Annotated in this window: 28 protein-coding genes; 18 read left to right on the forward strand and 10 right to left on the reverse strand. The window is 52.5% G+C overall.

Annotation, left to right across the window (positions count from 1 at the left end; genetic code table 11):
- The 12 genes from B1748_RS30135 to B1748_RS30190 all read left to right on the forward strand — a co-directional run bounded on the left by B1748_RS30135 (window position 1) and on the right by B1748_RS30190 (window position 8516).
- On the forward strand, window positions 1–414 hold the full coding sequence (locus B1748_RS30135) for a phosphoglucomutase (protein WP_087571672.1): 414 nt from the start codon (window positions 1–3) through the stop codon (window positions 412–414).
- A 3-nt stretch (window positions 415–417) separates the two neighbouring features.
- The gene (locus B1748_RS30140) at window positions 418–1440 is read left to right on the forward strand and encodes a DUF2793 domain-containing protein (RefSeq protein WP_087571673.1); all 1023 of its coding nucleotides are present in this window, start codon (window positions 418–420) and stop codon (window positions 1438–1440) included.
- A gap of 12 nt (window positions 1441–1452) precedes the next feature.
- The gene (locus B1748_RS30145) at window positions 1453–1950 is read left to right on the forward strand and encodes a tail fiber protein (RefSeq protein ID WP_087571674.1); all 498 of its coding nucleotides are present in this window, start codon (window positions 1453–1455) and stop codon (window positions 1948–1950) included.
- The gene (locus tag B1748_RS30150; RefSeq protein WP_087571675.1) at window positions 1950–2564 is read left to right on the forward strand and encodes a putative phage tail protein; all 615 of its coding nucleotides are present in this window, start codon (window positions 1950–1952) and stop codon (window positions 2562–2564) included. Before B1748_RS30145 ends, B1748_RS30150 begins: the two co-directional genes overlap by 1 nt.
- Window positions 2565–2570: 6 nt before the next feature.
- Window positions 2571–3128 carry a hypothetical protein gene (locus B1748_RS37690; RefSeq protein ID WP_256976037.1) on the forward strand — a complete coding sequence of 186 codons (558 nt, stop codon included), beginning with the start codon at window positions 2571–2573 and terminating at the stop codon, window positions 3126–3128.
- Window positions 3129–3449 (forward strand): hypothetical protein, encoded by a 321-nt coding sequence (locus B1748_RS30160; protein ID WP_087571676.1) that lies wholly within the window; start codon window positions 3129–3131, stop codon window positions 3447–3449.
- A gap of 1 nt (window position 3450) precedes the next feature.
- Window positions 3451–5187 carry a hypothetical protein gene (locus B1748_RS30165; protein ID WP_087571677.1) on the forward strand — a complete coding sequence of 579 codons (1737 nt, stop codon included), beginning with the start codon at window positions 3451–3453 and terminating at the stop codon, window positions 5185–5187.
- Between the two features lie 42 nt (window positions 5188–5229).
- Window positions 5230–5517 carry a hypothetical protein gene (locus tag B1748_RS30170; protein WP_087571678.1) on the forward strand — a complete coding sequence of 96 codons (288 nt, stop codon included), beginning with the start codon at window positions 5230–5232 and terminating at the stop codon, window positions 5515–5517.
- Between the two features lie 698 nt (window positions 5518–6215).
- A complete protein-coding gene (locus B1748_RS30175) occupies window positions 6216–6524 on the forward strand; it encodes a hypothetical protein (protein ID WP_087571679.1) in 309 nt (102 codons plus the stop codon).
- 114 nt (window positions 6525–6638) lie between these two features.
- Window positions 6639–7442, forward strand: coding sequence for an N-acetylmuramoyl-L-alanine amidase (locus tag B1748_RS30180; protein WP_143810411.1), 804 nt, complete (start codon window positions 6639–6641; stop codon window positions 7440–7442).
- Window positions 7439–7693, forward strand: a complete 255-nt coding sequence (locus B1748_RS30185) for a phage holin family protein (RefSeq protein ID WP_218781671.1) — start codon at window positions 7439–7441, stop codon at window positions 7691–7693. The genes B1748_RS30180 and B1748_RS30185 overlap by 4 nt, the downstream gene beginning before the upstream one ends.
- Window positions 7694–7817: 124 nt before the next feature.
- Entirely contained in the window at window positions 7818–8516 is a 699-nt protein-coding gene (locus B1748_RS30190) for a hypothetical protein (protein WP_087571681.1), read from the forward strand.
- Between the two features lie 89 nt (window positions 8517–8605).
- On the opposite strand, the gene B1748_RS30195 is transcribed toward B1748_RS30190, so the two are convergent.
- A complete protein-coding gene (locus tag B1748_RS30195) occupies window positions 8606–10069 on the reverse strand; it encodes a protein adenylyltransferase SelO (RefSeq protein ID WP_373271313.1) in 1464 nt (487 codons plus the stop codon).
- 193 nt (window positions 10070–10262) lie between these two features.
- Here B1748_RS30195 and B1748_RS30200 point away from each other — a divergent pair, with 193 nt between their 5' ends.
- The gene (locus B1748_RS30200; protein ID WP_087571683.1) at window positions 10263–10817 is read left to right on the forward strand and encodes a GNAT family N-acetyltransferase; all 555 of its coding nucleotides are present in this window, start codon (window positions 10263–10265) and stop codon (window positions 10815–10817) included.
- A 94-nt stretch (window positions 10818–10911) separates the two neighbouring features.
- Here B1748_RS30200 and B1748_RS30205 read toward each other — a convergent pair whose 3' ends face one another.
- Window positions 10912–11175 (reverse strand): hypothetical protein, encoded by a 264-nt coding sequence (locus B1748_RS30205; protein ID WP_087571684.1) that lies wholly within the window; start codon window positions 11173–11175, stop codon window positions 10912–10914.
- A gap of 116 nt (window positions 11176–11291) precedes the next feature.
- On the opposite strand from B1748_RS30205, the gene B1748_RS30210 reads away from it, so the two are divergent.
- A complete protein-coding gene (locus tag B1748_RS30210; protein ID WP_087571685.1) occupies window positions 11292–11522 on the forward strand; it encodes a hypothetical protein in 231 nt (76 codons plus the stop codon).
- Window positions 11523–11706: 184 nt separating this feature from the next.
- On the opposite strand, the gene B1748_RS37070 is transcribed toward B1748_RS30210, so the two are convergent.
- The 7 genes from B1748_RS37070 to B1748_RS30245 form a co-directional block, all read right to left on the reverse strand.
- A complete protein-coding gene (locus B1748_RS37070; protein WP_087571686.1) occupies window positions 11707–12036 on the reverse strand; it encodes a hypothetical protein in 330 nt (109 codons plus the stop codon).
- Between the two features lie 221 nt (window positions 12037–12257).
- Window positions 12258–12605, reverse strand: coding sequence for a cytochrome o ubiquinol oxidase subunit IV (gene cyoD, locus B1748_RS30220; protein WP_087571687.1), 348 nt, complete (start codon window positions 12603–12605; stop codon window positions 12258–12260).
- A 1-nt stretch (window position 12606) separates the two neighbouring features.
- Window positions 12607–13284: a cytochrome o ubiquinol oxidase subunit III gene (gene cyoC, locus B1748_RS30225; RefSeq protein ID WP_087571688.1), complete on the reverse strand. Its 678-nt coding sequence runs from the start codon at window positions 13282–13284 to the stop codon at window positions 12607–12609.
- A complete protein-coding gene (locus B1748_RS30230) occupies window positions 13284–15272 on the reverse strand; it encodes a cbb3-type cytochrome c oxidase subunit I (protein WP_087571689.1) in 1989 nt (662 codons plus the stop codon). The genes cyoC and B1748_RS30230 overlap by 1 nt, the downstream gene beginning before the upstream one ends.
- 30 nt (window positions 15273–15302) lie before the next feature.
- Window positions 15303–16205, reverse strand: a complete 903-nt coding sequence (gene cyoA / locus B1748_RS30235; protein ID WP_087571690.1) for a ubiquinol oxidase subunit II — start codon at window positions 16203–16205, stop codon at window positions 15303–15305.
- A 411-nt stretch (window positions 16206–16616) separates the two neighbouring features.
- Window positions 16617–16904, reverse strand: coding sequence for a hypothetical protein (locus B1748_RS30240; RefSeq protein WP_087571691.1), 288 nt, complete (start codon window positions 16902–16904; stop codon window positions 16617–16619).
- A 342-nt stretch (window positions 16905–17246) separates the two neighbouring features.
- Window positions 17247–19388, reverse strand: a complete 2142-nt coding sequence (locus B1748_RS30245; RefSeq protein WP_087571692.1) for a transglycosylase domain-containing protein — start codon at window positions 19386–19388, stop codon at window positions 17247–17249.
- Between the two features lie 272 nt (window positions 19389–19660).
- Between B1748_RS30245 and speE the strand changes: the two genes are divergently transcribed.
- A complete protein-coding gene (gene speE / locus B1748_RS30250; RefSeq protein WP_087571693.1) occupies window positions 19661–20488 on the forward strand; it encodes a polyamine aminopropyltransferase in 828 nt (275 codons plus the stop codon).
- 794 nt (window positions 20489–21282) lie between these two features.
- Here the strand turns inward: speE and B1748_RS37695 are convergent.
- A complete protein-coding gene (locus tag B1748_RS37695; RefSeq protein WP_256976039.1) occupies window positions 21283–21411 on the reverse strand; it encodes a hypothetical protein in 129 nt (42 codons plus the stop codon).
- 313 nt (window positions 21412–21724) lie between these two features.
- On the opposite strand from B1748_RS37695, the gene B1748_RS30255 reads away from it, so the two are divergent.
- From B1748_RS30255 to B1748_RS30265, 3 genes are all read left to right on the forward strand, one after another.
- Window positions 21725–23320, forward strand: a complete 1596-nt coding sequence (locus B1748_RS30255; protein WP_087571694.1) for a response regulator transcription factor — start codon at window positions 21725–21727, stop codon at window positions 23318–23320.
- The gene (locus B1748_RS30260; RefSeq protein ID WP_087571695.1) at window positions 23317–25095 is read left to right on the forward strand and encodes a sensor histidine kinase; all 1779 of its coding nucleotides are present in this window, start codon (window positions 23317–23319) and stop codon (window positions 25093–25095) included. Before B1748_RS30255 ends, B1748_RS30260 begins: the two co-directional genes overlap by 4 nt.
- A 178-nt stretch (window positions 25096–25273) precedes the next feature.
- A complete protein-coding gene (locus tag B1748_RS30265; RefSeq protein ID WP_087571696.1) occupies window positions 25274–26584 on the forward strand; it encodes an ABC transporter substrate-binding protein in 1311 nt (436 codons plus the stop codon).
- The last annotated feature ends 104 nt before the right edge of the window (window positions 26585–26688 follow it).

Genomic DNA, 26688 nt, shown 5'->3' on the forward strand with positions numbered 1-26688 from the left:
ATGCCATATCCGGATGAGATAGAGGTATTCCCCGGGAAGTTGAACAAGCGGGCTGACGGTACGGCCTATACGGTTCAGGAAGAGCTGAGGATGACTGATGGGAAATTCGAGGGGCTGCTCGCTCATGACAATATAGCCAATAGTACTGTGCGTGTATATACCGGTCCGAATATGAGCGGTACCGAGATTACGGCCTTTACCGTATCTATTCCAGCGGATACACCTTGGCGAAGGTATATTCGCGTATTCGCTGGTGTCGAAGCGGTTTATGTCGCGTACCAGACGCCAGGCGACCAGGTGGACGCTGATGACATTAATCGTCTACAGACCGCTGTATCGGCTGTGCAAACGGAAGTCGTGCAGTATAAGGGTAATGGCATCATCGACGGCGGATATTTTGATGAGGAGATGTAGCGAATGGCACAAACCATATTGATTATGCGCGGCACGAAAGCGCAATTGCAGGCTCATGGCGCAATGCAAAGCGGCGAGATGGGTTTCTGCAGCGATACGAAAGAAGTTTTTATCGGAGACGGGACGTCTAACGTCTTTGTAGGCCGAGTGATGTCTGGGGCGTATGCAGCACGGCCATCGGCCGCCAGCTCTGGCCGTATGTATTACGTGACGACTGGTGAAAACATCGGTCGCTTGTATCTGGATACCGGCGCAGCCTGGGCGAATGTGAATGTACTCGACTTGGCTGACCTAACCGGCGATCTGGACGATATTGCGGATGGCGCGACCTTCGGCAAGGTGCGACTGACGGAGTTGACCGGAGGGCGTGTGAGTCGGATATCCGACGGAACGAACACGAAGACGGCAGCGGAGATCAAGACGCATATTGACGATGCCACACGGCACCGCATCATTAATGACTCCGGTACCTCCCCAACCGAGTTATGGTCTGCGCAGAAGGTCAAGAACGAGCTGGATCTGGCGCGTGCGGGACAAGAGTATCAGGATAGCGTCAAGGATAAGGACTTGGCCGCGCCTCCGGGATCGCCTGCTGCCAAGGATCGTTATATCATCGGCGAATCTCCAACGGGTGCCTGGGCAAGCCGCGCAAACCAGATAGCTGAATGGGCAGGCTCGGCTTGGAGCTTTATCGTACCGTCGGTCGGCATGACTTGTATCGTTGACGACGAGGCGAAGCAGTACACCTACAACGGAATAGCGTGGGTGCGCACTGGCGGGGCGTTGCAGACGATCGCAGCAGGTAACGGACTGACTGGAGGCGGCACTGCGGATACGGTGACGTTGACAGTAGGGGCTGGCAACGGCATTACTGTCGGATCGACAACGGTTGCGGCCAAGCCGGGTAAGGGTATTCTGGTCAACGGCACTGGCATTGAAGCTAATGTAGATGCGGCCAGCATCGTTTACGATGCCGCCAACGGCAACCGCTTGATGGTCGCGGTCGTCGATGGCGGGACGTTCTAAGGGGGCTAAAGGATGCCCAGAAATGTATTAATGCAGGTGCGTCGAGGTCTGGAAGCGGACATCGGCACCTTAGAAACAGGTGAGCTTGGATTCTGCACGGATACGAAAAAACTGTACATTGGCTCTGCAGGCGGAAATGTACTGCTCGTTGCCGCTCAGACCGCAGGCGACATGCTCAAGAGTATCTACGACACAAACAATAACGGCAAAGCGGACAGCGCAGATGTGGCGGATAGTGTGCCGTGGGCTGGAGTTAGCGGCAAGCCAGCAACGTTTGCACCGGCTGCCCATCAGCATAGCGGCGCGGACATCGTGTCTGGTACCGTGGCAGCAGCCCGACTACCTTTGGCGAGTACGAGCGCTGCGGGCATTGCGCAATTGAATAGTGCGACGAATAGCACTAGCACGACGCAAGCTGCTACGCCAAGCGCGGTCAAAGCTGCTTATGATCTGGCAGTGGGCAAGCTTTCTCCCGGAGTCACATGGGGCCAATTGCGAGGTGGTGTTTGATGTCGTACGGCGATGGTCTATACGGAACACTTTTGTTTGGAGATACGGCAGCGCCTCCGGAACCGCCTGATGTGATGCCGCCTGACTTGATGGCGTACCTGCCGATATATTGGCACGGCATACCCGACATGGTTGAGCTGCAGACGACGCTTGCTGAGGAACTGGGTATTTCCATCGCGTCTGCCGCTGATCTGGCAAATCAGTTTTACGTGTCAACGGCGACCTGGGGGTTGGCTCATTGGGAGCGGGAGTTTGGGTTGGCGACTGACCCGTCCATGTCGTACGAATGGCGTCGCGAGATCATTTTCGCCAAGCTTCGCGGTCATGGCACAGTAACCAAACAAATGCTGATCGGCGTTGCTGCTGCATTCAGTGGTGGCGAGGTCGACGTGTTGGAATATCCGGATGAGTACCGGTTCGTGATTCAATTTATCGGGGTGCTAGGTGTTCCGGCTAACTTGGCCGGATTCATGGCGATGCTGGATCAGATTAAGCCCGCCCATCTGTCCGTTTCGTTCCTCTACACCTACACCACATGGGACATGGTGTCTGATCTGACATGGCAGGAGGCCGGAACGCGGACATGGGGGCAATTACGAACATATGGAGGATGATAACGAATGCAGTTAACATCGAATTTAAATTTGAAGAAGCCGGAATCGACGGATAATGTCAATATTGACGATCTGAACGGCAATGCGGATATTCTAGATGCGGAAGTGACGAAGCTGGCAAGCACTACGGAAGCAGGACGAATGTCGGCGGCGGATAAAGTGAAGCTGAACGGCATCGCAGCGGGAGCTCAGGTGAACGCCGTTACCAGCGTTGCTGGAAAGACGGGTGCAGTCACCTTGGCGAAAGCTGACGTAGGGCTCGGTAACGTGGATAATGTGCAGCAAGCTCCACTAACTCATGTTGGCACTGGAGGTACCGCTCACGCTGCAGCTACGACAGCAGCAGCAGGTTTTATGTCCGCAGCGGACAAGTCTAAACTCGACGGGATCGCGTCTGGAGCAAATAACTATACGCATCCGGCGAATCATCCACCGTCCATTATTACTCAGGATTCGAGTAATCGATTTGTTTCGGATGTGGAAAAGGCGGCCTGGAACGCGAAGGCTGGAGCGATAGATTTGAACGAAATCAGGATGGCACTATCAATGGGAGGGATGGTATAGATGGCACGTACAGCAAAGAGGCTCGCGCAATCTGCGCTCTCTACAACGGTCACAAACAGGGTTATAGCATCCGGCGCGACGGTCGTACAGGTGACGGAGATTTACCTAGCAAACACCGGCACGACGGAGAGGAAAGTTGATTTACATCACGGAGGCACGGCTGATACCAACGCGATTATGCGCGGTATCACTGTACCGGCAGGTGGTTGCACGATCCTGCAAGAAATGAAAATCGTGGTCACATCGGCACAGGCTCTCGCAGCCAAACAGGACACAGGCACGGACGTCATCATGACGGCGTTCGGTGTAGAGGAGGTATAATATGGGGATTTTACAGTTTCCATCGTCTGGAGGAGAGGGTACTATAAAACGACCCGTCAATGTTCACCCTATTTATACCCCCGAAGTGGGGAAGGCAGCAAGTATGTTCAATGACGGCACTCTGGCTGCTGCCAGGCTCGGCAATGACTTTAGGAACAACACCTACCCGCCCACGACTGTTGCGCCAGCTGGTTGGACTGATACAGTATACTACGTATACGGTACAGTAGTATTGTCTGGATGGAGCGTTGTGGTGTGGGGCAGTCAATCTACAGGGGTAAGCGTAGTAAGCTTTACGCATAATACAGCGAACGGTCAAACCACGCTTGGGCATAATGCGATACTCAACGCAACTCATTATGTAAAGCCCACCCAAACAGACAACTCTTATGTTTTCAAAACGAGTGAGACTGATTGCTTGCTGGTACTTAGATCATATGCGGGCACTACTATAACTGCCTGGCAATTAAGGGTTAACGCAGCAACTGGGGCGATTACGACACAAGGACCATATACCGTTGGTTCCACCTCTACAGAATATGCAGTGACGCCACTTGAATCCAACAAATTTCTGCTTGCCTCTGTGACTGGGACAACGCTAACGGCAAGAGTATTGAATGCTGCTGGATGGGGGCTTGTATCCGCTACTCAATACACATTCACCATTCCAGTCGCTACGCATAAACTCGGTATGGCTATGTATACAGAAGGTACAACAAACAGGGTTGGTATCTTTACAGGAACATCCACTGCTGTCGGTTATTACTACTTTGTTGCCTCAGTTACTATGTCCACAAACGCTGTAGCCTTCTCAACTGCGTCTGCTGTTTTGACATCCCCAGGAAATGTCGCCTATGGGGTTATCGGAGCAATTCAAGTAGCTGATAACAGACTACTCGTTGTGTTTGGTTGCGCCTATGGCAGTTGGCAACTTGGGGGAATTATGTATTCTTTCAGTGGAACAACTGGGACTGCGGGCAATTCAGTATCGCTGGATTCAAATCCGAACTCTTATAGCTCATCAGGCTTCAAATCATATAAGGCAAGCAACGGAAAGGTGTATGCCGTAACTCGCCAACAGTTGTCCAATGATCCAAACTATACTGCAAGCTATCCAGCTATAGAGGCGAATCCCGACGGAACGCTTAGGCGTATAACTAGCCCCAACTACTCAAGCAGCAGTGGCGGCTCTTACAGTCGTACAGAACCGTATGGTTACATGTTGTTTGCGGAACATGGAGGCGATCTATATTTTATAGTTGGAGCTACCGCTGAGTCATCGTCTGGCCTCAGAGCGACAGGTAAACTGAGGCTAACACCAGGTGGTAACTTCACAGAGATAACAGAGACAACAAATCAGGGTATCATGAATCCGCTATATACTCTACTGGTTCCTAGCGGGAGCTTCCCTTCCACCGTAATACCAGTGGTTAATGAGGCAAAAGGTACTATAGCAGTTTTTAACAGCTACGGTGCCAGTACGCAGATAGGCAATCGCCAGACGCTTGTACAAAATATAGACCTTGTTGGCTACCTAACACAGACTTCACTTTCAAATAACGTTGCTATATACAGCGGCGACAACATGGCAACGTTTGCTGGTGTAGCCAAAGGAACATTTGTTCCTGGCGTTGAGTACAATTTGGGGCAGTTAGGAGGGAGCGGCACCACTCCTGCCGGAGTTGCTATTTCACCAACAGAATTTCTTTTATACAGGCCAGTCAAAGATTCCGAATAATAGGAGGTATTAGTATGTGGGTAATTACTAGAAACTCTACTGATGCTATTTATGCAATCTAACAGCGTTGAGATTCTTGAAGAAGGAATTAAGATAGGAGTCGCTATTTGCCTAGATTCAGACCTTGTGGCTTACGAAGTTTCAAGTATACCTGCCGGCGTAAAGTTAAGATCATATTGCTATGCCACTGCAGATGGGTTTTATGAAAATCCTGATTACAACAGAGAGTTGGATCCAACTGTCGAGGAGCTAAAGGCAGAGCTAGCCATGCAAAAAGCTTCTAATGAGGATTTAATCCTTATGGTAGCTGAAATTGTAGCAGCTCAATAATGATACGAGGTGATAATATGCTAACTCCTTTGAAAGTTAAAATCGTTGCTCAAGCGTGTATCTCATCCGATACGACAGAGGAGAGGGCGATATTCAAACTATCGTCGAGAGCTACGGCTTCACTCCTGCGAACAACTCTCTGATATTTGCTCAGATCGTTGCGTTCAGAAATTGAAATTCCAGCAGCATAAGAAATAACGATATGTAGTTGATATGACCCCCAGCCAAACGCGATCTATACTGTACAAGGTTCTCCGCACATTCTTATGGAGGGTAAGAGTTCTACCGCTGAGAGTGTTAGGCGGGACCAACTATCCGACAGCTCTTGGAAAGGGAAGAGTCACAGGGTTGCAAGCGGCGTAACAGCAGAAGGTAGGCTTGTACCGGCCCAGAGAACGCTCGACAAGGTCTATGTGGACACACGAGAGGGAATTATGCTCGCACCGGGCTGTCCGAATGCAATAAATGGCGATGGAGGCAGCAGCGCCGTGGCCACATGACAGATGGAGTCGCAAAATGGGTAGGGTACATTTACTTTGTATCAAGGAAGGTGCCGCGAAGAAAAGCACATGGTGGAAAGAGTGGGACAAGAAAATAATCGCTTAAATTCTAAATATCGTTCAATAAATTAACTTTTATATGCCACACAGAGGCTCCGCCCCAACCGGAGCCTTATCTTATGAAATCGAGGTGAACGGATGGTGAAAGACGTTGCAACGTTTATCGCGGTCGTCGGGGCCATGTCCGGGATCAGCGGTATCTTCTTAGGCTGGATTGGGCGGGCCCGGGCGGCAAAACAGGAGCTCAAGGACGACGTGCACCGGGATGCGCGCATAAGCGCCGATATGGAATACATCAAGCGGGGTATCGATGAAGTCCGGCTGGAGCAGAGAGCTCAAAGCAAACGATTCGACGAGTTGTCCGAACGAGTAACGAGATTGGAAGAGTATGCGAAATCGGCTCATCATCGAATCGACCGCATAGAGCAGGGGAAAAGCCGCGCCTGACGGAGACGATCGATCTTGTCAGGCACCGGCTACATCGGGCACTGCTCGCGTCGTACAACGGCGGCTAGAACAAACACTTCCACTAACTACAACAAGAAAGAAGGAGATCACATTTTGATTGGAGATTCGAAACCTCTCCTGATCATCGACCCCGGCCATGGGGGAGCGGATCCGGGAGCGGGAGGCAACGGCATCGTGGAAAAGGCGATGACGCTGGATATTTCGTTATACCAGTACAACCGGTTCCGGGAGCTGGGAGTTAAAGTCGCATTGACCAGGAACAGCGACACGACGCTTGAGCCAAAGGCTAGAGCAGAGATGGTGAAGCAAAGCGGTGCGCAATACGGCATCAGCAATCATATCAATGCGGCGCCATCCAGCACGGCGGCAGGGGCGGAGACGATCTACAGCGTGTACGCGAATGGCAAAATGGCAAACGCCTTGCTGGACTCTATTGTTGGCGCGGGCCAGCCGCGAAGACGTGCGTTTTCGCGCTCCAATGAGTCGGGTGGCGACTATTACTTTATGCACCGCAATACGGGCATGGTCGCGACGGTCATCGTCGAATACGGGTTTTGCAGTAACGTGCAGGATGCCGAACGGCTCAAGAACAAGTGGAAAACCTACGCGGAAGCGGTCGTTCATGGCTTCTGCGCCTACATCGCCCATCCCTATAAGCCTCCTGTTGCTGCAACCGCACCAAGCAAAACAACGCCTGTAGCGAAGCCTACCCCCGCCATAAGGGACATCCAAGGCCACTGGGCAGAGCAATCCATTCTCAAAGCGCTGCAAACCGGCCTGCTTGTCGGAACGGCGGCAGACCGATTTAGCCCAGACGAGCCCATCACGAGGGCACAGCTTGCTGTGCTGCTGGACCGACTGCAATTACTCGATAAGGAGGCGAAAGCCGCGACATGATGAACGAGATCATCCATTATATCAAAGAAGAAGCGCTGGCATTGATGCCGGCGCTTTTTGTTATCGGCTTGTTGCTTAAGAATTCCCCCAAGGTACCTGACTGGACTATACCGTGGACACTTCTGGCGTGCGGAATCGCAGGAGGCGTCTTTTTGCTGGAATCCCCGCTCGAGGGCGTGCTGCAGGGCATTCTCGTAACAGGAGCGACGGTGCTGACGCATCAATTGGCCAAGCAAACCTATGAGCGGTAATCGATCTTGGCTCTTGGTTGGAGTGCAACTTTTTGAATGAAAAAGCTGTCAATGAAGTAGAGTAATCGAAAGCGGAACGCGATATATTCGGAATCAGCGGATTTAAATAGAGGAGGAGATCGCAATGAAAAATTGGAGAACGATGAGCATCTGCCTGCTGACCCTGTTTTTGACGATTTTGATGGGATGTTCTTTCAGTCAAGAAGCGGGCGAAGCGACGGGCAGCAGCATAATCCTGGAGTTTTCGGAACCAGAGACGATTACCGATGCAGGCGTTCAGCTCTCGTACGATGACGTTCATGAGGTTAAGAAATTCGATAACTCGTTTATGGTTTATAAAAAAACGACGACCGATTCTCACTTATATCTCGGTTCTGTGCGCGACAAACAAATAACGGAATATGGCTTTGTTGGCGAGGAGACTTATATTCAAGATTTTACGAAAAACGAAGAGTCGTTATTCGGACGACCGATGACGCTTATAACCGGGATATGCGGGGCAAACTGCGTCGAAAACTATTTGTTTGAGCAGGTGGACGGGCAGCCTCAGCTCATTTTGAGACTTAGCGGACATGTATTGGTTGCTGATCTGAACGAGGATGGCGAGAACGAAGTCGTTATGATGCAAGGCTCTCCCCAAATCGAGATCCATGTCTACAAAAGGATTGGCGATCAAATCATGAAGGTTAATCTGAACGAGGAGATCGGCACCACGAATAGCGTCACGTACAACAGTCAAACAAACGTGTTGGAGATGATCATCCATAATGAAACGAAACAGTATCGGTATGATACTGACAGTGATAGCTTGATTTCGTTATAAAGGCGGGAACCGACAAAAAAAGAAGGCAGTGCTCTCCCTGATCATAAAGGGATACACGACCTTCTTAAAATGACATGCACACCAAAAACCTACGTCCCGCAAAACGTCCGATAAGGCCCGCAAGCCTCCGGCACAATCGCATACTCCGCCTGCTCTGGTCGATGATCATAAGGATCAGCCAGTGCGCGCAGCAGATCCTCCATGACGCTGAGATCGCCTTCTACAGCGGCGTCCAGCGCTTCCTCGACGCGATGGTTGCGAGGGATGACGGCAGGGTTGCTGGTTTTCATGAGCCGCAGCGACTCCTCTTCCGGCTTGCGATGCCTGCTCTGTCTACCCTGCCACCGATCGCGCCACGCGGCGAACGCTTCGTCACCGTACAGCGCTTCGCCTTCGGTCATGCCGAACGTCAGAGCAACGAACGTATTCGTATAGTCCGCTCCGTGCTGCTGCATCAGTCCCAGAAGCTCTTTCACGAGCGACTCATCCTCATCCTCTTCGCCGAACAGACCCAGCTTGCCTCTCATGCCAGCCATCCAGTGACCGTGATACAAGTTCGTAAACTCGCCCAAGGCCTCTTCGGCCAACTTCACCGCTTGCTCCTCATCCTCATGAAGCAGTGGAAGCAGCGATTCGGCAAACCGCGCCAAATTCCACACGCCGATATAAGGCTGATTGCCGTAGGCATAACGGCCGTTTGCATCAATGGAGCTGAATACCGTCTTCGGATCGAAAGCATCCAGGAACGCGCACGGTCCATAATCGATCGTCTCGCCGCTGATGGTCATGTTATCGGTGTTCATGACGCCATGGACGAAGCCGACCAGCATCCACTTGGCGATCAATTCCGCCTGGCGGGCGATAACCCCGCGCAGCAAGGCCAAATAACGCCCGTCATCCAGCGGGATGTCGGGATAATGACGCTGAAGCGCATAGTCCGCGAGCGCGTAAAGCTCCTCTGCGCCGCCCCAATTGGCGGCGTATTGAAACGTGCCGACGCGCAGATGGCTGGCAGCGACGCGGGTCAGGACGGCGCCGGGCAGAACAGTCTCGCGGTAGACGGGCTCGCCCGTCGCGACGACCGCCAGACTGCGCGTCGTCGGGATGCCCAGCGCATGCATGGCCTCGCTGATTATATATTCCCGCAGCATGGGGCCCAGCGCAGCCCGCCCGTCTCCGCGCCGCGAATAGGGCGTAGCGCCGGAGCCTTTAAACTGTATATCCATTCGCCGTCCGTCCGGCGTGATCTGTTCGCCAAGCAGGATGGCTCTGCCGTCTCCTAACATCGTGAAATTGCCGAATTGATGTCCCGCATAGGCTTGAGCGAGCGGCAAAGCTCCCTCGGGAATCCTATTTCCTGCCAACACAGCGACGCCTTCTTCGCCGGACAACTCTTCATGATTCAGTCCCAGCAAGGCTGCAAGCGATTCGTTTAATACAACCAGCCGGGGGTCGCTCGCAGGCGTAGGTTTTACAGCCGTGAACAGGGCAGCAGGCATTTCGGCATAGCTATTTTCCAAGTTCCAACCGGTCGTTCCGGCTTTGTTCTGCATATCGCTCATCGGTTCACCCGTTTCTTCTGACATTGGTTATCTGTATTATACCCTTTTCCGCAGCAACAATCGAAAGGTCTGGCTTTTCGCTCGTCCTTATGTGTTGTCTTTTGGAAGGGATTTGAAATTCACTTGTCGAATGGATAGGGAACTGGAACTTCTGCTATCATTACGCGATGAAAAGAGGATGCATATGCCTTTCCATTATTGGCGTTCGGACAGACTGACGTTAAGAGCGCTGCAATCATCGGATATTGTTTTATTTCAAGCGCTGGATGACGAGGTGAACCGAAAGGTGGACATGATCCACTTCCCGCAATCTCCTGAGAAGCAGATCCAATGGCTGGAGGCCGAGCAACGGAATCGAATGGGCGATGCGTTCCGATGGGTTGCGGAGACGAGTGACGGAGAACTCGTCGGAACGATCAATACGTTTTTGTGCAACAAAAGATATGGAACGTTCAAATATGGCATCGCCCTGCTGCCGGAGCATCGCTCTAAAGGATATGCGAGCGAAATGATTCGTACAGTGCTGCGTTTTTATTTCCACGAGATGAACTATCACAAGGCGACGCCGCATGTTTATTCATTTAACACGGCTTCCATACGTTTGCATGAGAAGCTGGGTTTCGTCCAAGAGGGACGACTGAGGGACATGATTTATACGAATGGAGAGTACCATGACGAACTTCACTTCGGCATGACCGCAAGCGAGTTCGGGCAACTGTATGGCAAGCAGGAATTGTAGTCGAGGATTTACTTTGAATCACTGCGGGATCAGACGCATATAAAAGGAGACGACAACCACAATGGCTGCCGCCTTTCAACTCATTAAAAATCTATCAAATGATAAACTGCCCGATGATCATCAGCACCAGGCCGAAGATCGCGGAACCGCGTTTGACGCTCCTGTTTTGACTAGGCCTCATAAACAAGCTAATGACAAAGCCGATGGGGAGAACGAGGCCGTTAAGTGAAAAAAAGAAGGTGCCGAGAAAGTAGTAACCCACCAACTTTAACGCGAGAAGCTCTTCCTCTTGCTCACGATTGTTATACAGAATGACAATGCCAATAACCAATACAATAAGCCAGAATACAAAAAACATGGACGTTCCTCCTTGTCGTCTGATGTCAAAGTCTTATCCAACTATACGCCGGCATGGAGTATTAGTTTCCAGAAGCAGGATAAAGATTGGCCGAAATATCAAAGGAGGCGAGGCAGATGTCATATCCTAATAATACCCACGAGACGCAGCCGGAAACGGAAAGAGCGGTCGATGAGACATACAGGGACATGAATATGGACGGCATCCAGCGTGTCGAAGGCGGCGGGCCGATTCGCAAGGTGAACATGAGCGAGATGCCAAAGCCGATTCGATATTTCGGCTATACGGTGGCGACGATCTTGGTGCTTGGCACCTTGATACTGCTGCTTTCGGATTGGCTATCCTAGCCATATTTCTGCGCTTAAACAACATCGTGTCGGCCTTTTATTAAAAAGATAGTATGTAGCCAAGGCTAATCCCTAGTCCGGCAAAAACCCGCATCAGACACTTATTCAAGTGTCAGTTGCGGGTTTTCGTTCAAATATAGGGAGGTATATGATTTTGCCATACTTTCTCTATATTTCTCTCAGATTAAAAACCTCGACGGTCACAACGATTTTCCAAGCGGCGCAAGAGTCTTTCGAGGCGTCTGATCAAACGTCTCAGTCTGCGGATTAAGTCACGGTTGCCTCCATTGCGAATCAAACGGCGCAAGCGTCTTTCCAAACGTCTGATCAAACGTCTGAGTCTGCGGATGCGTTCGCGGTCGCGTCTGCTGCAGCGGCGGTCGCGGTCACGGTCACGGTCACGGTCATCACGGTCGCGGTCACGGTCGCGGTCACGGTCACGGTCGCGGTCGCGGTCGCGATCACGGTCCCAATCGCGGTCGCGGTCACAACTAATTACGATGGTTTTGCTCATCCCAATCCCCCCTCTCCGTTCCGAATAATCTATACTATTCAGAGGAGAAGAAAGGGTATGGGTAGATTTATAGAGTCATTTGTTGATTTTACGTTTTTAAAGTGACATCCAAATCTTCAAACAAAAAGGGACCCACAAGTTGTGGGTCCACCGTTTAAATAACAGGAAAGTATAAGTTTACGACGGCGACAGCCGTTTCACCTTGTATTCGCCAACACGCCTTAGGTTGCTACCGCATTGTAAGTCATGATCCAGATGGAACCCGCGACGATCGTCAGCATGATGACGAGGCCGAAGATCAGGGCAATCAGGTTGAAGCGAGGTTTCTCTTCATCCCGGATATGCATGAAGAACAGAAGCTGTACGGCGAATTGCAGAATGGCCATCACCAGGATGATCAAGGTGTTGACTTGCTTGCTGAACATATCGTTCATGACGACGACGAGCGGAATGATCGTCAAGACGATCGAGAGGACGAAGCCGATAACGTAAGACTTCAGCGAGCCGCTGTGGCCGCCTCCATGGCTGTCATGACCGTGCTGGGCGCCGTGAGCGTTAGGATTGGCCATCTTACATCACCCCCATCAAGTATACGATCGTGAAGACGAAGATCCAGATAACGTCAAGAAAGTGCCAATACAAGCTGATGACGTTGACCTTGCGTTTCGTAACATCGGTAATGCCGCGTCTTGCGAGCTGAATGATCAGCGCTACCATCCAGACGAGGCCGACCGAGACGTGAAGTCCGTGCGTGCCGACCAGCGTGAAGAACGAAGACCAGTAAGCGCTCGTACCGATCGTGGCGCCTTCATGAACAAGGTGGATAAATTCCGTTACCTCGAGATAGATAAAGGATGCGCCAAGCAACGCGGTAATGATAAGCCAGGTGATCAGCCCTTTTTTGTTGCCCCGGTTCATCTCCAGCAGCGCGACGCCGCTGGTAAAGCTGCTCGTCAGCAAGATGAACGTAGAGATGATGATGCCGTTGATTTCGATCAGTTCGGCGCCCGTCGGACCGCCAGCCGTATTGAGACGAAGCACGACGAAGGTCGCGAACAAGGTGCCGAAAAGAATAACGTCGGTAATCAGGAACAGCCAGAAGCCGAATACCTTCATGCCTTCCTGATCGTGGTGATCATGCCCATGGGCGTCATGGCCGCCATGCGCGGCTTGACCGCCGCCTTGGCCATGCGCCGCGGCAAGAGGCTGACTCTTGCCGCCGGACAGAAATTTGTTCAGTAGTGCCATTAGTGAGCCCCCCTTGCCGCAGCTTCCGTACGCTGCACCTCATCGACCGGAATATAATAGTCTGTATCGTAGGTAAACGATCTTGCCAGCATGCATGCGATGACGCCGCCCATGCCGACGAAGATCATCCATTTCCAATCCCAGACGAAGCCGAAGCCGGCGACGAACCAGGACAATGACATGATAAACGGTATGCCGGAATTTTTTGGCATATGAATGGGCTCAAGCGGAGCCTGCTCCGCCGCGATGACTTCCGGAGCATCCTTCTCTCCGCGAAGCTTGCGTTGCTTCTTCTCCCAGAAGTCGTCCTGACTTGTTACGACTGGAATTCTGGCGAAGTTATAGTGCGGCGCCGGAGAAGGAATCGACCATTCCAACGTACGGCCATTCCACGAGTCGCCGGTTTTTTCCATCTTCAGGAACTTGATGCTGTGCGCGATCTGCCATACCTGGAAGAGAAACGCAATACCCATCAGGAACGCGCCCACTGTGGACACGACGTTAAGCGGCTGCCAGCCCATGTCGAAGTTGTATTCGTTGAAGCGGCGTGTCATGCCCATGAAGCCAAGCGCGTATTGCGGCATAAAGCAGACGTAGAAGCCGATGTTCCAGAACCAGAACGCCCATTTGCCAAGACCTTCGTGGAGCTTGAAACCGAACATCTTCGGCCACCAGTAGTACAGACCCGCGAAATAACCAAACACGACGCCGCCGATCAACACTTGGTGGAAGTGAGCGATCAGGAAGTAGCTGTTATGGAACTGGAAGTCCGCCGGTGCGACCGACAACATAACCCCGGTCATACCGCCCACGATGAAACATGGGATAAAGGCGACTGTCCAAAGCATTGGCGTCGGGAACGATAACTTTCCTCGATACATCGTAAACAACCAGTTGAACACCTTGACCCCGGTCGGAATCGCGATAATCATGGTCGTAACGGCGAAGAACGCGTTGACGTTCGCGCCGGAGCCCATCGTAAAGAAGTGATGCGCCCAGGTAAAGAACGAGAAGAAACTGATGGACATCAGTGCGAACACCATCGATTTGTAGCCGAACAATTTCTTCTTCGCGAAGGTAGCGACTATCTCCGAGAAGATACCGAATGCCGGCAAGATAACGATATATACCTCGGGATGTCCCCACATCCAGATCAGGTTGAGGTACATCATCGGGTTGCCGCCCCCGTCGAGCGTAAAGAAATGCGCGCCGAGATAGCGGTCCAAGAAGAGCAGGAACAGCGTAACAGTCAGAATCGGGAACGCTAGCATGATGGTTACGCAAGAAGACAGAACGGACCAGCTGAACATCGGCATCTTCATCAGCTTCATGCCGGGAGCACGCATCTTGAGAATGGTGACGACGAAGTTAATGCCCGTCGCGAGCGAGCCGATGCCGGATATCTGTATGCCCCATATATAGAAGTCCTGCCCGACGCCCGGACTGCCTGACAGCTCCGAGAGCGGCGGATATGCGAGCCAGCCCGCATCGGGAGAGCCGCCGATAACGAACGAAACGTTGAACAGCATCGCCCCGAAGAAGAACATCCAGAAGCTCAGGGAGTTCAGGAACGGGAACGCGACGTCGCGCGCGCCGATCTGGAGCGGCACGACGATATTAAACAGACCGAACATGAGCGGCATCGCCATGAACAGGATCATGATAACGCCATGCGTCGTAAATATCGCGTTATAGTGTTCGGCGTTCAGGAATTCCAGCTCAGGCGCTGCCAACTGCACACGCATGAGCAGGGCATCGACGCCGCCGCGGAACAGCATCAGAATGGATGCGATGATATACATAATGCCGATTTTCTTGTGATCGACGGAAGTAAGCCACTCCGTCCAGAGCCAGCGCCACTTCTTGAAATAAGACAGCGTGAAGATGATCGCTACGAGCGTCAGCGCGATGGAGACTTGTGCGCCGAGAATGAGCGGGTCACCCGTCACGAAAAACTCGGATGAAAATTCCTTGATTTTATCCCACATGAAGCTTTCTCCTTTCGTATGCGCGGGTCGTTATTGTCCGCTGTCCCCGCTTTGACCGTGATGGGCATGCGCGCCGCCGCTGCCGTCCTCAACATACTGCGTCACGATGTATTGGAACAGTCCTTCCGGGAAGCTCGAGAACAGCTGCACGTCGGAGCGTCCCGGCTTCTTGAGCTGCTCGTAACCATCCAGGGTCAGTGCAGGAGAATCGCCTTTCACTTCTTGTATCCAAGCCTGATACTCTTCATCCGAGACCGCTTCTGCGTCAAACGTCATCTGAGCGAAGTCCTCGCCGTTGAAGTTAGCGCCCGAGCCGTAGTAGATGCCCGGCTCATCCGCTTGCAGAAACAGCGTCATGGCCATGCCCGACATCGTGTAGAGCTGTCCGCCGAGCTGCGGAATCCAGAAGGAATTCATCGCCTTGTCGGACGTCAACTGGAAACGGACCGGCGTATCTTCGGGAAACTTGATATAGTTGACGGTCGCAATGTCCTCGTCCGGATAAGTGAACAGCCACTTCCAGTCGAGAGACGTTACTTCGATCGTAATCGGTTCTTTCGCCGATTCAAGCGGCTTGGAAGGTTCGAGCTTATACGTATAGATAGCGGTAATGACAGCAAGAGTGATGATGATGACAATCGGAATCGTCCACCATGTCACTTCAAGCTTCGTGCTATGCTCCCAATCCGGCGTATAGCGCGCTTTGCGGCCGGGGCGATCACGGTAACGCATAACGATGACCGCGGTTAAAATAAGGACGGGCACGATGATAACCGCGCACAGAAGGGTAGTAATAATGATAAGATCCTTCTGCTGTTGTCCGATTGGTCCCTTCGGGTCAAGCACGATGTACTGCTCGCTGCTGCAGCCCGAGATCACGGCAACCATCGCCAGGAAGAGCGCTGTTGCCAGCATTCGATAATAACGTCTCATTGCGGTTCCACTCCTCGATTTCATTAGCTTGTGAATAATGTAACAAAATCACACCGGAATAACACTATCGCGAAGACGATGTAAACAATTCGACTTAGTTCTGACAAAGTTCCGTCACTTGTCAGTCACCAGTTAGACAAAAGAGGTGAAGCCCTCCCGTAAAATGGCATTCCTCTATTTGTAACGCGATTACAGGCGGCTTGAAACAGGCTTGTCCGTGGACGTCGAAACGAGTTTCAGGCATCCGCGGATATGGGAAAGTTGTCACAAGGAGGGATGTGATATTTTTGCAAAACAAAAAGAAGCGAAACAGTTGCCCTGTCGCTTCCTTTCTGTCTTTGCTATAAGTTGGCGCAAATGGACCTCGAAAAGCTAACGCCTCGACTCAAGGCCGATATCCGCCGTTTGCGGCTACTCTTGCGATTGATTGTTCGAGTGCGACTTCGCCATCTCGGACTTCCACGCATGAACGAGACCGATAGCCGTACCGATGACGTAGATATGAACGCTGCCGATTAAAAAGCCGATCCCGACCATAAGGCCGATGTTTTTGTCGCTGAAATGGCTAAGATTAATGAGGCAGAGCAGGACGCCGATGCTGAGGACTCCCCATGCAATCAGGGTCATTACGTTTACTAGACGTTTCACGTCGGATTTGGTTGGCCGCAGTTGGCTTATAGTTGCAGTCTTCGTCGTCATAGGGGAAACACTCCTTACGTATTGATGTAAGTGCTTTCTTTCATTCTTATACCCACTATAACACATCTTATGTCGATTGTTCAAAGAAAATTCACGATTTGCACATATTTTTGACACGGAATCTTATTTTGGCTGTCACAAATAGCGCTTGCTTCCTCCGGAGACAAGGTTTATATGCCTAAATCGCCAAAGAAAAAGCAGGACCGCCGTCGCAAAAACGGGCGATCCTGCCTGCTGCATATGCGATCAAAAGCATGCGAAACTTGACGAACTTACCTCGGCCGCGGGATGGCACAAATGGATGGAAGCATGAACGTGGGAACGATCTCGGCGTGCGAAACGTCAGTTCGTCCACCAACGCTTTAGATCTTGCCACCAAGAGCGCTGTTTCTCCGAACCGGCACGGCCTTTGCCTGCGCCTCCACTGTCATCGGCGCCTGAATCTCCGGCTCCTCCGACAGCCGCGTTGCCGCATACCTCAGTCGGCTCCGTGCCGGCGAGGAAAGACTCCAGCCGCGTAGTGCCGGCGCAGCCGGCCGCCGCCAGCTTGCCGCTCTCTTGCTCGATGTAGACGTTAACGACGCCTTCGGGCACCGTAAACATCTTTGGAGGCACCGCATCCAAGGCATCCTCCATAAAGTTCGCGAAGATCGGCGCGGCGCGATGGGCTTCCGCGACGGTGAGCATGCGGTCCTTGTCGTAGCCGACCCAGACCGCCGTAGCAAGCTCCGGCGTATAGCCCACGAGCCAGGCGTCGGTCGACGTCGTTCCCGTCTTGCCGGCGACGGGGCGCTTAATGGTTGCCTCCACGCGATGGGCGGTCCCGCCTTCGTCGAACACGCTCTCCAGCAGGCTCGTCATGACATAGGCTTCGGCCGGCGTAATGGCTTCCTGCGCCTTTGGCTTCGCTTCATATAATACGTTGCCCTTCCGGTCTTCAATCCGGAGGATGGCAACGGGCTCTATGCGTGTTCCCCCGTTCGCGAAGGTGCCATATGCGGAGGCCATCTCGTACGGACTGACCGGAGAGGTGCCGAGCGCAAGCGACGGCACGGGAGTCAGCTTGCTGTCAATGCCCAACGTACGGGCCGTCTCGATCACTTTTTCGGCCCCTACAGTCATAATCGTGTTTACCGCATAGATATTGTCGGACCCGCTGATGGCTTTCCGCATATCGATATAATCGCCGGTATATTTGTCTCCGTAGTTGCTCGGTTTGTAAGTTTTGCGCCCTTCGTCGTAGGTAAAGACGGTAGGTTCGCTTTTGAAACGGGTGATGGGAGACATAAATCCGCTGCGGATGGCGGCCAGATATAAAAAGGGCTTAAACGACGAACCAGGCTGACGAGTGCTTGCGAATACGCGATTATATTGATTTTTCGAATAATCGCGTCCTCCCACCATCGCTTTGATATAGCCGGTACGGGGATCGATGGAGACAAGCGCGGCCTGCTGCTCCGAGCTCTCCGGCATGCCGTTTTTGATGGCTTCCTCGGCCGCGGCCTGCACTTCCTGATCCAGCGTCGTATAGATCGTAATGCCCCCTTCGTTAAGCAGCTTTTCGTCGAAGCCGAGCTTATCTACGGCAACGCTTCTAATATAGTCCCGGAAGTACGGGGCGAAACCTTCTTGCTCCGTTCCGCCGAACGGCTGGAATTCCAGCACTTCGGCATAAGCAGCCGCCGCTTGTTCCTCCGTAATAGAGCCGCCCTCCAGCATGGATTCCAGAATGATGTACTGACGGTCCTTGGCGTTCTTCATATTCATGTATGGCGAATAATATTTTGGTCCTTTTGGTATGCCGGCGAGCATGGCGCTTTCGGCCAGCGACAGCTCCGAGGCGTGTTTGCCGAAATACATCATGGCCGCAGCTTCGACGCCGTACGAGCCATGACCGTAATAGATCTGATTCAAGTACATGGCGAGAATCTCGTCCTTGGAGTAGCTCATCTCGAGCTGTGCTGTGTACGCGGCTTCCTTAAGCTTGCGTTCCCAAGTCCGCTCATGGCTCAAGTAGAGATTGCGAGCGAGCTGTTGGGTGAGCGTGCTGGCCCCTTGAAGCTTGGACATGCCTTGCACGTTAACGACGACGGCTCGCGCCATCCCCCTCAGATCGAATCCGGAATGGTCGTAGAAGCGGCGATCCTCGATGGCAAGCGTCGCGTCGATCAGTTCGTGCGCGATGTCCGCCAGAGCGACGGACCGTCGGTTCTCGCCGGCATGGAAGGTGTCGATGACGTTTCCATGGATATCCAGCATTTGAGAGGTTTGGCTCACCGATGACGCTGGCAGGGTCTGCGACCTTATATAGAGATAAAGCCCGACAAGCAGGATCAGACAGGCCAGAGCAGCCAGACCTGCCCTAATCGACCACTTGCGGAGAGCGAGAGCGGGTCCCAGGAGCCGCTCCGACAGGCGAGGGAATTTGACGGCGCGGCGCAGCTTGCCCTGCCGCTTGACGGGCTGATTGGAAGACTTGGTCATAGCTGCCGACTCCCTTTCGCAGAGGTTGTTCTGTTCTTCATTGTTGATAAGTTCTACCTCTAGTATGGAAAATTGCGGCATCGGCTATTCATTTGCCGATATTGTTGTCATACGAAATGGGCGAGTTTGAAACACTATAAAACAGGCTGAACCGCGCGCAAACGTGCCGCTTCTAAATATGCGAGCTAAAAAGTTTGGTTTTTAGCACATGAGTGTATGAATCTCAAAAGCGGAGTTTTTGAACAACCTTTAAAGGAAAGAAGGGATCAACGATGGAAATGTGGTATACCGAGAAACAGACCGAAAGCTTCGGCATAACGGCTAAAATTACGAAAACGTATGTCCATGAGCAAACCGACTTTCAACAGTTGGATATGATCGAAACGGAAGAGTTCGGTACGATGCTGGTCCTGGACGGCATGGTTATGACAACCGTTAGAGATGAGTTCGTTTATCACGAGATGGTCGCGCATCCGGTATTGTCCACGCATCCCGATCCGGAGCATGTTCTCGTAGTAGGGGGCGGCGACGGCGGCGTGATTCGCGAAGTGATGAAGCATCCCAAGGTAAAAAAAGCGGTCCTTGTCGACATCGACGGCAAGGTCATCGAATACTCCAAAACGTATTTGCCGAGCATTGCCGGCGAACTGGACAATCCCCGCGTCGAAGTGCTCGTAGGCGATGGATTTATGCATATTCACGATCGCAAAAATGCGTACGACGTCATCATGGTGGATTCCACGGAGCCGGTCGGCCCTGCGGCGAACCTGTTCACGCGCGGTTTCTACCAAGGCATCTACGAAGCGCTGAAGGAGGACGGCATCTTTGTCGCGCAGACGGACAATCCTTGGTTCAAGGCGGAACTAATAAAAAGCGTGAACCGCGACGTGAAGGAAGTGTTCCCGATCGTGCGCGTTTACGGCGCCAACATCCCGACGTATCCAAGCGGCCTGTGGACATTTACGATGGGCAGCAAGACTTACGATCCGCTTGAAGTCGAGGAATCGTCCATTCCGGAGCTTGAGACCAAGTATTACACGCCCCGCCTTCACAAAGCGGCATTCGTGCTGCCGAAATTTGTAGAGGATTTGGTCAAATAGAGGGGTGTATCTGCCGACCGATGATCGGGCTGTCGAAGTTGATCGGCTCGATTCGGATGGGCTCAATATAGTGGAAAAGTCCGCTATATTGAGCCGAACTTGGCCATAACTGTCTGATATAGTGGAAAAGTCCGCTATATCGAACCGAACTTAGCGGTATTCGTCTGATATAGTGGGAAAGTCCGCTATATCGAACCGAACTTAGCGGTATCCGTCTGTTATAGTGGATAAGTCCGCTATATCGAACCGAACTTAGCGGTATCCATCTGTTATAGCGGAAAAGTCCGCTATAATTCGCCCAAGTTAGCCAAATCCGCTAATTATAGGGGATAAGTCCACTATAATGGGTCGATCTTGGCTACAGCCGATTAATATTGAGGAAAAGTCCGCGATAAGTTAAAGTTGTCCCACTATGCCTCCAAATTTCTGGGCAATAGCAGGTACAGTCGCAATAGCTCAAAATAGGCATACATGCCGTACCATTCCTATTCAGGGGGGTACGAAAACACGGGAAATCGCGACCTGTTTCCTGTTGGTGAATCCTCTAACGGACATTAGCGACGCTGTCGATTCATTGTGAGTAACGGAGCTGAAACGTTCTGCTTTCGCTAACGGACCTCAGAGCCTCTGTTTGCAGCATTTTCGCGATATTGAAAATCTAACGGACTCAGGTGACGCTATCTGGTGTATTTCCGCCCATTCTATGCGGTTTTGACGGAAGTAAGGTCGTCTGTGTCCGTTACAATTTGACAAGCCCCATTTTTGCGAAATAGCGACTGTGGTATCCGTTACGATCAGCCTTTACTTAACTGCGCTGCCGTCCATAATAAATCGGCAGCCTCAACCATGTCCGTTAGACTTCCGCCGCATTCCTTCCACGCATGTTCCCCATCCGTTCCGCGCTCGAGCCAAGTTACTTCCATGTTCGTTCCCCATCCGTTCCGCGTTCATGCCGCATTCTTTCCGCGCTCGTTCTCCATCCGTCCAGCGTTCGAGCCGCGTTCCTTCCATGTTCTTCACTCATACATTCCTCATCTGCCACCCCTACCTACTCCCCGTCTGCTTAGCACCGCAAGTACTTTTTGGATGTTCCGCCGCGCCAAATAGGGATTTTAGAGTTTGGAAAAAACGCAGCATCGGAAGGTTACGCCCATGTGCTCTTAAGGGGCATTACAGTTGTCGCGAAGAACGGCTATACTAGAAGCACATTCATTACGCGCGGGAGGTGCGGCCCATATGGCAGCGTCCGAATACTGCAGGGTGCTCATCGTCGACGACGAGGTGCTCATTAGACAAGGAATCAAACATTTTATGGCGTGGGAGCAGGAAGGCTTCCATATTGTCGGAGAGGCGTCAAACGGACAAGAGGCGTTGGAGCGGATCGCCGAGCTGAGGCCGCATATTGTCATTACGGATATCGTGATGCCGGTCATGGATGGAGAAGAGCTGACCAGGCAGATCAAGCAGCATTACCCCGAGATAGAAGTGATCGTATTAAGCAGCTTCGGCGAATTCGATTATGTCCGTTCGACGTTTCAGAGCGGCGTCGCGGATTATATTTTAAAGCCGAAGCTCGATCTCCAGCATCTGCTGACGGTGCTTAAGATGACGGCGCAGCGTATTCCCTCGCTCGGCGCCAAGGAGTCGTCGGGGGGCGGCTACGCTCCTTCCCTGGAGCAGAAGCTGGAGCGTCTTTTATCCGGATACGATGCCGACTTCTCGGCGGACGAGCTTCGGGAGACGTTTCCGCATCCGCTCTTCTTGCTAGCCGGCTTTGACCCGCGAGTACTGGAGGAAGGCGTTCAGCCTTCTGCGGTTCAGCTGCAGGAGAAGTTAACGGGCTTGCTGGCGTCGAGCTCCAGCTCTGAAAGGAACCTGCCCGTTATACGGGCACTTCCAATAGAAGGGCAGCTGAGAGCCGTATTGATCAACGCCGACCAGAGCGCGATGGACGAAGCGGTCCGCATAGCAGGCATGGCGGCGGTCAGCTTGTCCGCAGCTGGCCAGCGTATTCCGATCGCGGTCACGAATCCGTTCCCGGATGTGAAGGAGCTCCGCGACGTGTACAACGGCTCTTTGACCAGGCTGCTGGGTTATGCTTTCTATCTGCCGGATATGGGCGTTCTGCAGGAGGGCAAGCTGCCTCCGCCGGTGCTGCAAACGGAGAGCTTCCATTTGAACCGTTTTACGGAGGACTTCAAGCGAGGCCAGTTCCATCAGGCTTTCCATTATTTGCGCGATCACGCCAAGGCGATGGCCGGCGATTATACGACGGATGTGTTCGCCTTCAAGTCGTTCCTGGGCAATCTCGTCTTCAATATAACGGTGCTGCTGGGCAATATGGAGTATGACGCCCGAGAGCTTGAGAAGGATAAGTATCGCCACTTCAAGGCGATCGAGGATGCCAAGTCCGCCTCCGAGGCGCTGAATTGTCTGGATGCCTTCATCGCCGAGGCGGAGGCATGTATCTCGGACAAGGCCGCTTTGCCGGGCAACGCCAACATGAAGAAGCTGCTTGATTACATTCACCAGCATTATGCGGAGCCGCTGAACCTGACGGATATGGCGAAACACTTCCACTTTAATGCCTCTTATCTGTCCAGCTACTTCTCCGCGCATAACAGCGAGGGGTTCGTCGATTATTTGCACAAGGTCAGAATCGAGAAGGCAGAGGAGCTGCTGCGCAAGGGCGACGCGATGATCTCCGAGATTAGCGGCATGGTGGGCTACTCCGACCACAGCTACTTCTGCAAGGTGTTCAAGAAGTCGACGGGGCTGTCGCCGAGCCGCTACAGGAGGCAATTCGTCGGAGAAGAGAAGGGGCGGGTATGAGAAACGTATTCGATCGATTCAAGTACAACGGCTTGTTTATTAAAATGTTCATTATTATGGTCGTCTCGATTATTGCCGTATCCGTGACGTCTACCTGGACGACGATCAATACATCGGAACGGGTGTTTATGCAGACGTTCAGTATTACGAACGCCAAAGTCATCGCTCAGATTACGAGCAATATGGACGCGTTCAGCTATGCCGTCGTTATGGCGGCCAACAACGCCCAGCAGAGCGGCACGATCAGAGGCGCCCTGTCCGAGGGAGACGGCAGCTCCCTGGAGCAATATCGATCCTATTACAATTTGGTGGAACAGGTTAAACGAATTCAATCTCTGGTGGACGCTTATGAGGTAGGCATAACGGTCATCGGCATGAACGGAAGGAGCTATACGACGGATCCCGCTCTTTGGCCGGTATACGGGGCCAAGCTTCGCGAGCATCCCTTAACCGATCGCACGCTTGCGGAGCCGCGCAAGATCCATTATCAATACGACGATTCGAGCCGCTCGGGCGTAGCGGCAACGGAGCCGACGATCGTCGCATCCAAGGCACTCATCGACCGTACGACGGACGAAGTGTACGGCGCGATTTATTTTGCGATCCGGGAAAGAGACTTCAAGAAGTTTTTCGAAAGCTTTACCAGCTTCGGCAACGACGTCGCGATCATGGACGAAGCGGGCTCTATCGTATCGAGCAACCGTACGGCCTGGCTGGGACAGCCGTTTCCCGATCTGCTCCAATACGCGAAGGATATTGAGGAGAAGAAGCTGACCTCCGTAAATGCGGAGATTATGGGCAAGGAAGGTATCGTGTTATCCCGGATGCTGGCGCCGTTCGGGCTCTATCTTATCAATCTGGTCGACAAGGAAGCGGCGATCGGCCAGCTCACCGATACGAGGACCATTGCGCTCAGCGTTATTGCCATCGTCGCGGCGGCGCTGATTATCGTCTTTCTTATTTCCAGGAGACTGACGAAGTCGCTGACCCGGCTCGTCAAACAAATCTCCACGATCTCCAAGTATGAATTCGACCATCATGTCAATGTAGGCGGGAGCTACGAGACGAGGCAGCTGGGTCAAGCATTTAACGCTATGATGGACGAACTGCAAGAATACGTAAAGGAGCTGGTGCATACCCAGAAGCAGCAGCGCAATGCGGAGCTGGAGGCATTGCAACAGCAGATTAATCCGCACTTCCTTTACAACACGCTTGCCTCGGTAAAATTTATGGTGCAGCAGGGCAGCAAGGAGAAGGCGGCGGATACAATCAATTCCCTGATCTCGCTGCTGCAGAACGCGATCGGCAACGTCAGCGAGACGATTACGCTCAGCCAGGAGCTCGTCAATATGCGCAACTACGTATTCATCAATCATGTCCGGTACGGCGATCGGATCAAGATGAACTATTTTGTCGCGCCGGATTGCATGGGGTACCATGTGCCGAAGCTGATGATCCAACCCTTTATCGAAAATGCCTTCTTTCATGGCTTCAACCGCAAGGCGACGGGCAGTATTTACTTTATGGCGGCGAAGGAGCCGGACGCGCTTGTCTGCGAGGTCGTCGACGATGGCGACGGCTTCGATCCGGCGGCAATCGAGGATGACAGGCTGGCGAAGCGGGAGGGACGGCGGCAGCTGTTTACCGGCATCGGGGTGAAAAATGTGCACGAGCGCATCAAGCTTCTCTACGGCGAGAGTTATGGCGTGACGGTGACGAGCCAGCCTGGGCAAGGAACAAAGGTGAAGATCCGCATTCCTTTGATTGAGGAATAAAAATCGTCCAATAATCCAAAGATACTCCAAATGACAGAAAGTGACTAATGCGCAACTGATAACAATCCGACAATTGAAGGCAAAGATCCTCATAACGCACGCTTTTGTCCCGATGCTAAGATGTTATCAGAAGGCGGGAAACGCTTTCGCCACATATATAAAATGGAGGTCTGGACAAATGAAAAAAATGATGGCTCTTCTGCTTGCCGGCATGATGGTCGTTACGGCAGCGTGCTCATCGAACGCCAACAATAAGGCGGGCGAAGGCGGCGCGAACGGCGGCAACAACGCAGCGGAAACAACCAACCTTACGGTTTGGGCATGGGATCCGAACTTCAATATTAAAGCGATGAATCTGGCTAAGGAAGCTTACGCTGACGACAACGCTAACGTAAACATCGAAATCATCGAGAACGCTCAAAATGATATCGTTCAGAAGCTGAATACCGGCATGAGCTCCGGCACGACAAAAGGTCTTCCCAACATCGTTCTGATCGAGGACTACCGGGCACAAAGCTTCCTGCAGGCTTATCCGGACATGTTCCATCCTCTGACGGACAGCTTCACGGCTTCCGACTTCGCGGAATACAAGCTGGGACCGACTAGCGTGGACGGCGTAAACTACGGTCTTCCATTCGACTCGGGCGTTACCGGCGTATATGTAAGAACGGACTATCTGGAGCAAGCCGGATACACGGTAGAAGATATGCAAAACATCACCTGGGATCAGTACATCGAGATCGGCAAGGCCGTTAAGGAAAAAACAGGAAAAGAAATGTTGTCTCTTGATCCGAACGACCTCGGCATCCTGCGCGTCATGATTCAATCCGCGGGCTCCTGGTATCTGAAGGAAGACGGCAAGACGGCAGATCTGGCCGATAACGTCGCTCTGAAAGAAGCATTTGAAACGTACAAAAAAATGATGGACGCCAACATCGTGAAAATCCACTCCGACTGGAGCCAATTCGTGGCAAATTACAACAACGGCGCGGCGGCATCCGTACCGACTGGCAACTGGTTCACGCCATCCATCACGGCGGCAGCCGACCAATCCGGCAAATGGGCGATCGTTCCTCTGCCTAAGCTTACGAACTACGCCAATTCCGTACACGCATCCAGCCTCGGCGGCAGCTCGTGGTACGTCCTGAACGTGCCGGGCAAAGAGGCGGCAGCCGAATTCCTCGGCGCTACGCTTGGCAAAGACGTGGATCTGTACCAGAAGCTCGTCACGGAGATCGGCGCGATCGGCACTTACAAGCCTGCATCCGAAGGCGAAGCGTACAAAGCGAAAAACGATTTCTTCGGCGGTCAAGAGATCGTACAGGACTTCGCGAAATGGACTGCGGAAATCCCTAACGTCAACTACGGCATGCACACGTACGCGATCGAAGACATCCTCGTCGTGGAAATGCAGAACTACCTGAACGGCAAAGCCGTTGACGCTGTTCTTGCAGACGCTCAAAAGCAAGCCGATTCCCAAATCAAATAAGCAATAACACAGAGAACGAGAACCTTGGACAGCCGCTTGCTGCCTATACGAGAAGTGGCAGGCGGGCGGCTTCCGAGGTTTCTTTTTGGAATAGAGGAGGCCCT

This window comes from Paenibacillus sp. MY03 (assembly GCF_002165585.1).
Taxonomy (GTDB): domain Bacteria; phylum Bacillota; class Bacilli; order Paenibacillales; family Paenibacillaceae; genus Pristimantibacillus; species Pristimantibacillus agaridevorans.